The sequence below is a fragment of the Planococcus sp. BI3 genome (assembly GCF_056680115.1).
The window spans coordinates 368206-380724 of the sequence record NZ_CM155266.1 but is presented as its reverse complement, the minus strand read 5'-3'; the positions used below and the strand labels follow the sequence as shown (position 1 = coordinate 380724).

13 protein-coding genes are annotated in these 12519 nt (G+C 47.6%); all 13 read right to left on the bottom strand.

Annotated features, from left to right (window positions below; translation table 11 throughout):
- Positions 1–6 precede the first annotated feature (6 nt).
- The 13 genes from asnS to AC1MEO_RS01865 all read right to left on the bottom strand — a co-directional run bounded on the left by asnS (position 7) and on the right by AC1MEO_RS01865 (position 12478).
- Positions 7–1302: an asparagine--tRNA ligase gene (gene asnS / locus AC1MEO_RS01925; RefSeq protein WP_480333941.1), complete on the bottom strand. Its 1296-nt coding sequence runs from the start codon at positions 1300–1302 to the stop codon at positions 7–9.
- 31 nt (positions 1303–1333) lie between these two features.
- On the bottom strand, positions 1334–2524 hold the full coding sequence (locus AC1MEO_RS01920) for a pyridoxal phosphate-dependent aminotransferase (RefSeq protein ID WP_480333940.1): 1191 nt from the start codon (positions 2522–2524) through the stop codon (positions 1334–1336).
- A 15-nt stretch (positions 2525–2539) separates the two neighbouring features.
- Positions 2540–3016 carry a cell wall elongation regulator TseB-like domain-containing protein gene (locus AC1MEO_RS01915; protein WP_480333939.1) on the bottom strand — a complete coding sequence of 159 codons (477 nt, stop codon included), beginning with the start codon at positions 3014–3016 and terminating at the stop codon, positions 2540–2542.
- A gap of 8 nt (positions 3017–3024) precedes the next feature.
- A complete protein-coding gene (locus tag AC1MEO_RS01910; RefSeq protein WP_480333938.1) occupies positions 3025–3195 on the bottom strand; it encodes a YpmA family protein in 171 nt (56 codons plus the stop codon).
- Between the two features lie 24 nt (positions 3196–3219).
- Entirely contained in the window at positions 3220–5982 is a 2763-nt protein-coding gene (gene dinG / locus AC1MEO_RS01905) for an ATP-dependent DNA helicase DinG (RefSeq protein WP_480333937.1), read from the bottom strand.
- Positions 5983–6124: 142 nt separating this feature from the next.
- Complete coding sequence (gene panD, locus AC1MEO_RS01900) at positions 6125–6508, bottom strand: aspartate 1-decarboxylase (protein ID WP_480333936.1); 384 nt, start codon at positions 6506–6508, stop codon at positions 6125–6127.
- 3 nt (positions 6509–6511) lie between these two features.
- Positions 6512–7348, bottom strand: a complete 837-nt coding sequence (panC, locus tag AC1MEO_RS01895; protein WP_480333935.1) for a pantoate--beta-alanine ligase — start codon at positions 7346–7348, stop codon at positions 6512–6514.
- 331 nt (positions 7349–7679) lie between these two features.
- Positions 7680–8663: a biotin--[acetyl-CoA-carboxylase] ligase gene (locus AC1MEO_RS01890; RefSeq protein WP_480333934.1), complete on the bottom strand. Its 984-nt coding sequence runs from the start codon at positions 8661–8663 to the stop codon at positions 7680–7682.
- Positions 8641–9774 carry a CCA tRNA nucleotidyltransferase gene (locus tag AC1MEO_RS01885; protein WP_480333933.1) on the bottom strand — a complete coding sequence of 378 codons (1134 nt, stop codon included), beginning with the start codon at positions 9772–9774 and terminating at the stop codon, positions 8641–8643. Before AC1MEO_RS01885 ends, AC1MEO_RS01890 begins: the two co-directional genes overlap by 23 nt.
- Entirely contained in the window at positions 9771–10913 is a 1143-nt protein-coding gene (gene bshA, locus AC1MEO_RS01880; RefSeq protein WP_480333932.1) for an N-acetyl-alpha-D-glucosaminyl L-malate synthase BshA, read from the bottom strand. Before bshA ends, AC1MEO_RS01885 begins: the two co-directional genes overlap by 4 nt.
- Before the next feature lie 11 nt (positions 10914–10924).
- Entirely contained in the window at positions 10925–11329 is a 405-nt protein-coding gene (gene mgsA, locus AC1MEO_RS01875; protein ID WP_480333931.1) for a methylglyoxal synthase, read from the bottom strand.
- Between the two features lie 13 nt (positions 11330–11342).
- The gene (gene dapB, locus AC1MEO_RS01870) at positions 11343–12143 is read right to left on the bottom strand and encodes a 4-hydroxy-tetrahydrodipicolinate reductase (protein ID WP_480333930.1); all 801 of its coding nucleotides are present in this window, start codon (positions 12141–12143) and stop codon (positions 11343–11345) included.
- Positions 12140–12478: a nucleotide pyrophosphohydrolase gene (locus tag AC1MEO_RS01865; RefSeq protein WP_480333929.1), complete on the bottom strand. Its 339-nt coding sequence runs from the start codon at positions 12476–12478 to the stop codon at positions 12140–12142. The genes dapB and AC1MEO_RS01865 overlap by 4 nt, the downstream gene beginning before the upstream one ends.
- Positions 12479–12519: the final 41 nt, after the last annotated feature.

Sequence of the window (12519 nt, the reverse complement as noted above, 5' to 3'; positions counted from 1 at the left end):
ATATTTTTATGGGTATAGACGGTTTAATAGACGCGGAAATGGAATAGATTCTCTGACGTGTTCAACGCCACTGATCCAAGCAACGGTCCGCTCAAGTCCTAAGCCGAATCCAGAATGTGGAACCGCTCCGTATTTGCTAAGATCCAAATACCAGGCATAGGCTTCTTCATCCAAGCCATGTTCTTGAATCCGTTGTTTCATTAAGTCATAGTCATGAATTCGTTCAGATCCGCCGATAATCTCTCCGTAGCCTTCCGGTGCGATCATATCTGCACACAACACGACATCATCGCGTTCCGGATGCGGCTGCATGTAGAATGGCTTGATGCCGATTGGGTAATTGGTGATGAAGATCGGCATATCATAGCTTTCCGCCAATGCCGTTTCATGCGGCGCGCCAAAATCTTCGCCCCATTTGATGTCTTCAAAGCCATTTTCGTTCAGCCATATGATGGCATCATCATACGAGACGCGCGGGAATGGTGCTTTTATCTTTTCAAGTTTCGATACGTCTCTTTCCAGACGTTCCAATTCCAATTTGCAGTTGTTCAATACGGATTGGACGATATGCGAGACATATTGCTCCTGCACTTCCAGGCTTTCCGCGTGTTCCATAAATGCCATTTCCGGCTCGATCATCCAGAATTCAATCAAGTGGCGGCGTGTTTTGGATTTCTCAGCACGGAAAGTCGGGCCGAACGAGAAGACTTTTCCAAGTGCCATGGCAGCAGCTTCCATATACAGCTGGCCTGACTGCGACAAATAGGCATCTTCGTCGAAATATTTCGTTGCAAACAATTCAGATGTGCCTTCTGGAGATGAACCTGTCAATATTGGCGGATCCACTTTCACAAAGCCATTTTCATTGAAAAATTCATAAGTCGCACGAATAATCTCGTTGCGGATTTTCATGATGGCATGCTGTCTGCGCGAACGCAGCCATAAATGGCGGTTGTCCATCAGGAATTCCGTTCCGTGTTCTTTTGGTGTGATTGGGAAATCCTTCGCTTCGTGGATCACTTCGATGCCCGTTACAGCCAACTCATAGCCGAATGCTGAGCGCTCATCTTCTTTTACTTCTCCTGTTACATACAGGGACGTTTCCTGTGTCAGCCCTTTAGCAGTCGCAAATAGTTCATCGCCCACTTCGGCTTTCACGACAACACCCTGCACAAATCCTGAACCGTCGCGCAGCTGCAGGAAAGCAATTTTTCCGCTTGAACGCTTATTGGCGATCCAAGCTCCTAATTTTACTGTCTGTCCGTTATATTTAGCCATTTCGGCAATGGTAATTTTTTTCATCCAGCGATAGCCTCCAAAGAATAATGTGGTCTTAGTCTTTCCATTTCGATGTAACAAATTGATGGATCCGCTCTACGGCTTCTGTCAAAGTTTCAAGCGAGGTTGCATAAGACAGGCGAATCGTCGAATGCGCACCAAATCCTGAGCCTGGAATGACCGCTACGTTGGCTTCAGTCAATAGAGCCGTTACGAAATCGTCGACTGATGCGTAACCGGTTTTCGCAGCTGCTTCCGAAACATCCGGCAATAAGTAAAATGCACCTTGAGGGCGAATCACCTTGAAACCCGGAATGGCCTGCAGTTTCGGGAAAATGGCAGTCAAACGCCGTTCAAACGCCTGGCGCATTTCTTCCACCGTATCCTGTGGTCCATTATAAGCTTCAATTGCCGCATATTGCGAAGTTGTTGCCGGGTTTGAAGTGGAATGGCTCGCCAAATCCGTCATGGCTTTGATCAATTTAGCGTCGCCAGCTGCATAACCAATGCGCCAACCTGTCATCGAATGGGATTTTGAAACGCCATTGATCAGAATGGTGCGGTTTTTGGCATCTTCCGAAAGCGTCGCGATGGAAGTATGCTCCACATCCCCATAAATTAATTTTTCATAGATTTCATCTGAAACAATCAGAATATCAAATTCACGGCAGACCTCCGCCAAAGCTTCCAATTCCTCTTTGGTATAAATCATGCCTGTCGGATTGCTCGGTGTATTGATGATAACGGCTTTCGTCCGGTCAGTCACAGCTTCTCTCAATTGCTGAGGAGAGATCTTGTATTCCTGGCTGGCTGTCGCTTCTATGTATACCGGAACGCCTTGCGCCAGTTTCACCTGCTCCGGGTAGCTGACCCAGTAAGGAATCGGAATGATCACTTCGTCCCCTTCGTTTAGCAAGACCTGGAATAATGTATAGAGAACGTGTTTCGCGCCAATGCCGACCATGATTTCTTTCGGCTGGTAGCTCAAGTGCTGGTCCCGCTGCAATTTATTGATGATGGCTTCTTTCAAAGCAGGCAGCCCGCCTGCCGGCGTATATTTCGTCTTTCCTTCTATCATCGACTGATAGGCAGCCTCGAGGATGTTCGCCGGTGTATTATAATCCGGCTCCCCAGCACCCAGGCCGATCACATCGACTCCTTGAGCTTTTAATTCATTTGCTTTTGCCGTGATTGCCAAAGTTGTTGAAGGTGTTAGAGTTTGTACACGATTCGCTAAGTTGATCAAATTTTTTCCGCCCTTTCACAAATTCAATATACGTTTCCACCAAGTTCCGTCACTCGCTGATAAATAGACATAATTCAAGCTGTCTTCTTCATTCAGAAAGGCAATTTCCCACACTGGCCCTTCGCCTTCCATACCAAGCTTGGTATGCAGGATGTCCTTGACGTCCATTTCAGCAAGTACAAGTTCACGTGCCTGTTGAGCAGTGACCTTGTCTTCCAACGGAATCGTCTGCATCTCGCCTTCGCCTTCAGGAACAAAAACAGCAGTCAATTCACCTTTGCTGTTTGTCCCAAGCACTGTTACGGAAACCGCAGAATTGGTATAGACATAAGCCCGTTCCACTTCTTCAATCAGCTGCTCGCTTTTTGCCCGGTCGATTGCCTGTTCTTCGGTTTCCGAATAAGGTTTATTGCCAAGAAATAAAACCAAGACGATGATGGCGACTGCCAAAAAAGATAAAAAACCTAGTATGAATGTGATCCATTGTCTCATTTCATCACCTATGTTTTATAAATTGTGAAAACTGCTTTTTCAGAATCTTCCTTGTCAAGTGCCAGTCCGAACATTAAATTCTTGTCTTTCAAGCTACGGTTCAAGGCGTCCACCACTTTATATAAATCCTTTTGATACGTAAGCTCCACTGTAGAGATCACTTCAATTTTTGATTCCATGCATGCGCCATTCCTTTCATTATATCATTGCTTATTATACCAAGCTTCAATATCGGTTACCATCTTTTCTAGAGACACTTTGGATACTTTGACTTTTGGCAAAGCGCTTATAAATTCCTTGCCGTATGATTTCGTCTCGATTCTGCGGTCCAGCACGATAAACAGGCCTTTATCATTTTTCGATCGGATCAACCGGCCAAATCCCTGCCGCAGACGAAGCACCGCCTCGGGCAGCGCATATTGCAGAAACGGATTGATGCCTTCACGCGAAATGATTTCAGATCGCGCCTTGAAGATCGGCTCATCCGGTGACGTGAATGGCAAGCGTACCACCACTACTGCACGCAGGGCGTCTCCCGGCACATCGACGCCTTCCCAGAAACTATTGGTGCCAAACAGCACCGATTTCTGGAAACGCTGGAATGACTTCAATAACTTCATGCGGCTGCCTGACGAAATGCCCTGTGCAAACAGCATATAATCATCCAGCAACCCCGTGTCCTGAATCAAGTCTACGGTTTTCCGGAGCATATCCTGTGACGTGAAGAGAACGAAACAGCGGCCTTCTGTCACAATGACTGTCTGAATTACCGCATCCGCCACCGATTCGATGTATTCATGCTGGGAAACCTGCTGGATGTCCGGCATATCTTCCACAATATAGACATGCGCTCCTTGATAAAAATCTTTGGGCGGCTCGAACTTCAGGATGGGTACGTGCTGTGGAATGCCAATTTGGTTGACGATAAACCGGTCATTGGCAGGAACAGTCATCGTTCCTGACAGCCAGATGATGGCTTTGTCTTCACGTGCTGAAGCAACTACCTTGTCTACTAGGGAAGCCACAGCAAACGGCCGCTTGTATAAGGACAGGCTGGTCGGCAGACTTCTCAGGTCGCCTTCAATCCAGCTGACTTCGTCTGTCAGCGGAAAGACGAAAATTTCACTGAACTCGACTGCCTTGACCATCATTTCCTCTGTCCAATAGCGCCAATCCGCTATCGTCAGCTGGTCCCGGATATTTTTTTCCGTTAACCGCTCAGCTTTTTGCAAAACGAGCTGCGACAAATCGATCCATTCATTCAAATAACGCAGCATTTCCAGAAAACGGCCATCTTCGAGTGACAGTTCACTCAGGAGCGAGGCATTCTTCTTATGCCGGCTCGCTGCAAACTTCGACGCAAACTCAACTGCCATCAGGCTTGAGACTTCGTCGAACAACGAGGTGAACTTCTGGAACAGCGACTCCAGCTTAAGCAATTCAGGCACAGTCAAAAATCCAGTCCGCTCAGCTGTCTCAAAAAGCGCGGCAAATAATTGCCGGTCGTCCAGATTGCCGATCTGGCCGAAAATATATTTCCATTGCGTATAAACGAACGTTTTCTCGTGCTGGGAAACTGCCGCTTGGATAACCTGATGCGCTTCATCCCAGATAAAGGCATCGACGTTGGCAAGGATCGATTTCTTGCTCAAATGCTGGTTCAGCAGAAAAGCATGATTGGTGACAATGATGTGGGCATGCTGCGACTGTTTCAGCGCAAATTCATAGAAATCCGACTTTTTTTCCTGCTTTGAAAGCTTGCGGATATGTGAACGGCGAATCTTATCCAGCACAAACTGGCCGCCGCTTGATGAATTGATTTCATTTAAGTCACCGGTTTCTGTCGCTGTGAGCCAGACCAGCAACTGCATGATAGTGAAGGTCTCATCATAGGATTCATCTTCCCCGTGCAGCAACTCGACAAAGCGTGCCAAATCAATGTAATGCGACAAGCCTTTGATCAATGAAATCCGGACCGGTGAACCGATAAAGGCTTCGACCATCCGACCCTCCTTCAGGACCAGCTGATCCTGCAGGTGTGTGGTATAGGTGCTGATCATGACCTGCTTTCCGCTTTCCAGTGCATAATTGGCCGCCGGCAGCAAATAGGCGATGGTTTTCCCCATCCCTGTCGAGGCTTCGATGACCAATTCCTTCTTATGGGTCAAGGCATCCTCAATCGAAGCCATCATCTCATATTGGCTCGGACGCCGTTCAAAATTCGGAAACACCGTTTCAAGTCCTTGGCGCCAATCACGCGGCAGTGAGTCAGGCCCGTTTGGATCTGCTGCAAATAGATTTCTCGGTTTCAGGGGAATCCCTTGAAACCGGTCAAATTGATCTGCCTGCGCAGTTCTTTTTTTCTGCGTCAATTCAAAGAACAGGCGGGATAGGTCTGATTTCAGCTGGAAAGACCGCTTATGGAGAAATGCCAAGGTATCGTACGGCAAAGCTTCCAGGTCATTTTTGGCGCGCAAAAACAACAGCGCGGTGGCCATGGCATCATCATCTGCACGGTGCGCACTTTCAAGTGGAATCCCCAGCTCTGAAGTGATGTCCTGCAATTTAAAGCTGAACGCTGTCGGGTACATGAGCCGGACCAACTCGACTGTATCCATCGTAATGCCCTGCCACTTCGGCATGCCGCTGCGCTTTAGCTCAGCCTGCAGAAACGGCAGATCGAAATTGGTATTATGCGCCACAAAAATAGCATCCTGCATTTTTTCATAGATTTCTTCTGCGTAAAATTCAAAAGCATGGGCATCGGCCACGTCAGCATCTGAAATATTTGTCAAGTCTTGAATAAATAGGGGAATCGTTCGCCCGGGATTGATGAATTTCGTATATGTATCCGTTATTATTTCGTTTTCTATCGTTACCATTGCCAGTTGAATAATCCGGTCACCTTTTGCAGGGGAATGGCCCGTTGTTTCAATATCGACAACGACATACTTTTGCGTATTCATCTTAACCCCTCTTTCTTAGGTGATTGCCTAAAAAAATTGTAACATATCCTGTGATTTTCCGCCTTCAAGATGAAAATTCAATCTTCTTCTTTCAATCAGCCCAAAAGAAAACAGCCCCGATAATTCTCGGAGGCTGTTCGGTTTACATGACGGTCGCTTCAGGTTCGTAATGGATGATTTCCTTGACTCCATTGTCGGCATCCATAATGGCGACTGTCGGCTTATGGTCACGGGCATTTTCATTCATCACATAGGCATACGACAAGATGATGACAATATCCCCGCGCTGCACGAGCCGCGCTGCCGCTCCGTTGACGCAGATGACGCCGCTGCCGCGTTCCCCGGAAATAATGTAGGTTTCGAAACGGGCACCATTATTATTGTTGACGATATGCACTTTTTCGTTCGGCAGCATCCCAACGGCATCAAGCAGATCCTGATCGATGGTGATGCTTCCCACATAGTTTAAGTCGGCTTCTGTCACCGTTGCACGGTGGATTTTTGAATTGAGCATCATTCTAAGCATGGGTCAGTTCTCCTTTGGGTTGAAAATGATATTATCGATCAAGCGTGCTTTCTCAAACTGAACGGCCAAAGCCAAAATCGCATCGTTCTGGATATCCGCGGTCAGTGTCGGGTAATCAAGCAATTCAATGTAATCGATTTTCCCGGATGTGTGTTCAGTCAAATATGCAGTCATAGCTTGTAATGGATCCTGCCCTTGCAAAAACAAGGTTTTGCCCATTTCCAACGCTTTTTTCAAGTGGGGCGCTTCATTCCGTTCTGCCTCACTCAAATAGACGTTGCGGGAGCTTTTCGCCAGTCCGTCTTCTTCGCGCACGGTTTGGCCTCGCCGTATTGCCATCGGGAAATTAAAATCTTCCACCAGCGATTCGATGATTGCCAATTGCTGCGCGTCCTTCTGCCCGAAATACGCTAGATCCGCCTCAGCCAAATGAAACAGTTTCGTCACCACTTTCAATACACCATCAAAATGGCCGGGTCTTTTCGCACCGCAAAGCACATCTGCCTGGGCACCGGCCGTTATTTTGATTTGGCTTTCACGCGGATACATCTCTTCTACGCCTGGTGCAAAAATAGCATCCGTCCCTGCCCCTTCGGCCAGCTGCTGATCGCGCTCCAGGTTTCTCGGATACCGGTCGAAATCCTCGTTCGGCCCGAATTGAGCCGGGTTGACAAAAATACTCATGAGCACTTTGTCATTTTCTGCTTTGGCCTTCTCCACCAAGGACAAATGCCCTTCGTGCAAAAAACCCATTGTCGGCACTAAGCCGATGGTGCGGCCTGCTCCTTTGGTTTCCCGAACCCACTCTTTAAGTTCTTTCACCGTCTGTAAAATCAACATTTTTTTCTCTCCTCTCGGGAAGAAAACCATATAAAAAGCCCTTCCGCCGAAAAAAAGACAGAAGGACAGTAAATGTGCATTTGGTTTCCTCCGTCCCTGTCGTGTAAGTGATCAAGGCAGAACTGCTTATTATGAAATTTTGGGTGTCTTGCGGTTGTTAGGTGCAGTTCGCAAGCGATACTGCCCATTAAAAATACTATACCAGAAATCCAGGAAAAAACATATTTCATGCTTGGTGAATTATGTGAATCAGGTTTTGAAGAAAGCGCTCCAGGCAGACCCGAAAGCGGAGCTGGTTTGTGAAAGATCAATCACAGTATATTTGTTCCTTCTAGTTGGCCATTTCGATGTCTGCTGAATAGATGCCGTGGAGCTTGCCGTCCGCAGTCCGCAATTGCAGGACACCGTCTTCGGTGATGCCTTCTGCGATGCCTTCGAGTGTCTGATTGGTCATCCGCGCACGCACCGGCTGGCCGATAGTGGTCGAGTAGCTTTCCCACATGACTTTCAGCATGCCAAAGCCTTCTTCGATATACATCTGCGTATAGATTTCCAGATAATACAGCAGGGACTGAACCAGCTTTTGGCGGCTTACCAGGTCTCCATTCTCCATCTTCAGAGAAGTGGCGATATCCTGCACTTCCGGGTCAAAATCCTCTTTTTCCTGATTGATGTTCAACCCGATGCCGATAATCAACGCTTGAATGCCATCCGCGTCCGACTGAAGCTCAGTCAGGATGCCCGTGCATTTTTTGCCATTCAACAGGATGTCATTCGGCCATTTGATTTTTGGCTGAAGCTTAGTGACTTCTTCGATGGCTCTGACGACTGCTACTGCCGTGACCAGCGTAAATTGAGGGGCTTTTTGCGGCACCACATCCGGACGCAGGATAATGCTCATCCATGCGCCTTTTCCCGCAGCCGAATCCCATTTACGGGCCAATCTGCCCCGGCCGGCTGTTTGGGCTTCAGTCAGCACCACCGTGCCGTCTGGAACGCCTTCTTGCGCCAGCTGATGGGCGATGATTTGAGTGGATGGACAGCTGTCAACATATTCGATTTTTTGGCCGATCCGTTTGGTCTTCAATCCTGTTTGAATGGCCAGCGGCTCTAAGGTATCCGGCATGGAGACAAGGCGGTAGCCTTTTTTCTTAACCGATTCAATAATGTACCCTTTTTCCTCAAGATCTTTGATGTGCTTCCAGATTGCTGTTCTGGAAATGCCGAATTCATCTGCCAATTGCTGGCCAGATACGGCCTCACCGTTCGACTCGATCAATCGCTCTGCTAACTTATGCGTGACGGTGATATTCATTCACAAACCAGTCCTTTATGAGTTCTTTGTCGTTCTTTAATTCCCCATAGACAATCAATTTTTCCAGTTTTTCAATCCATTCCTTCAGCCAGGGACCTGAACGGCTTCCGCTCCATTCCATCAAATCCCGTCCACTCGCTGCTATGTCGGATTTTGTTTGGATGGGCAATTGTCCTTTAGCCGCTGCAGGATCGAGCCATTTCCCGGTTACCCGAGCAGCACTTTCCAATTGCTCGATTGAATACTGGTAAAATGTCCATTGATCCCAAAATTCCAAATTGGCCAATTCCAGGGTTTTTTCAATGAGCCGTTTTTCTTCGTTCGAGAAGCGGTAATCCCTTATTTCTGCAAATGGACGATTGTTTTTATGCAATAGGTAAATCCAGCCAAATGCTGCTTTGCCATTGGTTTGGTAATGGCTCCAATCCACTTTGAAAAGCGGACCGGCCGGCAGGAAATCCGTCAGCCCCGTGCCCTCCAGATAGGCCATGCTTGTATTGGTGCGCGAATTGACAAGAATTTTGTCGATTTCCGACTTCAGGCGCTCAACTGCAATCGTTGTGATCAATTCGGCATGGCGCTGGATGGAATTCAAGGTTTCTCTGTCGATAATAAAGTCCAGCTGTCCCGAAAACCGTACAGCTCTCAGCATACGCAGCGCATCTTCCTGAAAACGTTCATCCGGATTACCGACTGCACGGATAAGTTGATTCTGGAGATCACTTTTCCCTCCAAATGGATCGATAATATACAGATCTTCCGTCATCGCCATCGCATTGATGGTGAAATCGCGGCGCTTCAAATCTTCTTCAAGTGATTGGACAAATTCGACCGAATCAGGTCTCCGGTTATCGGAATAGTTGCCTTCGGTCCGGAACGTCGTCACTTCGATGCCTTCACCGTCAACGAGCACCAGCACTGTGCCATGCTCTATTCCTGTATCGACTGTCCGCTTGAAAAGCGCTTTTACCTGCTGCGGGGAAGCCGAGGACGCAACGTCAATATCTTGAGGCGTTTTTCCAAGCAAAAAATCACGTACAGCACCACCGACCATATAGGCCTGGAAACCGGCTTGTTGTAATATGCTGATCACTTTGATCGCCGTCTTCATTCCTCTTCGTCCTTTGGCAGCAATTGTTCATATAAGCCTTCGTATTGTTCGAGAATTTTAGAGGAATGGAAACGATCGGCTACCGTTTTCAACGCACCTTGCCGCAGCTTCTGCAACTTTGTTTCGTCACTCAGTATTTCAACCACGTATTCGGCAGCTTGCTGCGTATCACCCAATTCGACAAGATAGCCGTTTATGCCCGGCTCGATAATTTCCGGCATTCCGCCGATATTGGAGCCGATCACCGGAACGCCGCACGCCATAGCTTCCAGCAGCACCAAGCCGAATGCTTCTTTTTCAGATAGCAGGATCTTGATGTCGCTGATATTGTAGAATTCGGCAGTACTGTCGCGCTTACCAAGAAACAGCACATGATCTTCCAGCCCGAGATCACGGACCTGCTGGATAATCCGGCTCATTTCAGGTCCGTCGCCAACCAGCATCAATTTGCAGTCCAGTTGCTGACGAGCCAATGAAAATGTCTCGATAACGTCCTGAACGCGCTTGACGCTTCTGAAGTTCGAAACATGGATCAGCACTTTTTCATCTGCAGCAAGGCCCAATTCCGCTTTCAGCTTTGTTGAATCTTGCGGATGATACTCTCTTTCATCAACAAAATTATAAACAGTTTCAATTTTTTTATCAGGCTTGATCAGTTCGTAGGTCTGGTCTCTCAAAGAATCTGACACCGCCGTAACGATATCTGATTTTTCGATGCCATAGCGAATTGATTCTTTCAATGAAGCATCAGAACCCAATACCGTGATGTCTGTGCCATGCAAGGTCGTTACAATTCCGATATTGGAGCCTGCCATGTCCCGTCCAAGGATGGCACAGACCGCATGGGGAATTGCATAGTGGACATGCAACAGATCCAACTTCTCGTTTTTGATCACTTCTGCAATTTTCGTCGCCAGCGCAATATCATACGGCGCATACTGGAAGACCGAATACGTGTTGACCTCCACCTGGTGGCTATAAATATTTGCATAGGTTTTATTCAGCCGAAAAGGGGTGCTGGACGTGATAAAATGCACTTCGTGCCCTTTTTCAGCCAACATTTTCCCTAGTTCCGTAGCAATGACACCCGATCCTCCAACTGTCGGATAGCAGGTGATGCCAATTTTCATTTTCCGCACAGTATTCTCTCCTATCCTCTTCGTTCTCCGAGCAGACGCCAGTCGACAAAACCTTCTTGAAGCCCCTTCAAGAGCACTTCAGCCGTTCCCATATTGGTTGCCAGCGGGATGCTGTAGACATCGCATAAACGAATCAATGCGGTAACATCAGGCTCATGCGGCTGTGCAGTCAATGGATCACGGAAGAAAATGACCATATCCATCTTATTCTGGGCAATCATGGCACCGATCTGCTGGTCGCCTCCAAGAGGACCTGATTGAAAACGGATGACCGGCAAACCGGTTCCGTCAATTACCCGTTGGCCAGTCGTTCCAGTGGCGTATAGCGTGTGCTGCGCCAATATTGGCTGATAGGCTGTGATAAATTGAATCAGGTCATCTTTTTTCCGGTCATGGGCAATTAAAGCGATTTTCATGTCCTCTTCCCCCTTAAACGATTATATGTTCCAACCCATAAATAAGTTCTTCTTTTTCCATGACCGTTTTAATGGATAAAACGACGCCTGACATAAACGAGCCGCGATTAAATGAGTCGTGGCGCAACGTCAGCAACTGTCCGTCTCCACCAAGCAGGACCTGCTGATGGGCGACGAGTCCAGGCAAGCGGACACTATGGATGCGCATGCCATCGTATTTCGCGCCTCTGGCACCGGGAAGGGTCTCTTTTTCGCGGGCATGTCCCTGCTCATGGATCGGCCGTTCCTGTGAAATCAAATGAGCCGTCTTCATCGCCGTACCGGAAGGAGCATCCAATTTTTGGTCATGATGCATCTCGATAATCTCGATATCCGGCAAATACTTGGCTGCCTGTTCCGCAAATTTCATCATCAATACCGCACCAACGGCAAAATTCGGTGCGATGATACAGCCAATTTTCGAATCTTTAGACAGTGCGATCAGTTCAGCAAGCTGTTCACTGGAAAAGCCGGTCGTTCCGACAACTGGCCGTATCTTTAATTCAAGTGCCTGTTTTGTATGTTCGTATACAAATTCAGGGGTGGTCAAATCGACCAGCACATCCGGTTTGGTTTCCGTGTGCAGTTGGTTAAGGTCGATAAAGACCGGTACGGTATAACTGGAAGGAAATAAATTCGTTTCTGCCAATGTGTTGCCGACTTCTTTATAATCCAAAACAGACACCAGTTCCATATCGGGATTTTCCATTACTGTATGTACGGCTTCTTTGCCCATCTTGCCTCTTGCTCCTGCGATTGCCACGCGAATTGTCATTTGTCATCATCCTTTCTTGTCCAACGGTTTTTGTCTCTGCTGGCGAATTTCGCCATTACGCGGTCGTGTGCTTGCGCCAAATCGATGTCCATGGAGTTTGCCATGCAAATCAGGACAAACAGGACATCTCCCATTTCTTCTTCGATGCTGTTCACTGCCTCAGAACTCTTCTTTTTCTTTGGTCCATATTCGTGCATAACTTCTCTGGAAAGTTCACCCAGCTCTTCTGTCATCCGGGCCATCATTTCCATCGGCTGAAAATAGCCTTCCTTATATTGCCCAATATACTCTTCAACGTCTTGCTGCAGCTGTTTCATCGTTTTTTCTCCGCTCATTTCATCACACTCCTCAGTCAATCGTAAAGAAAACTGATGAT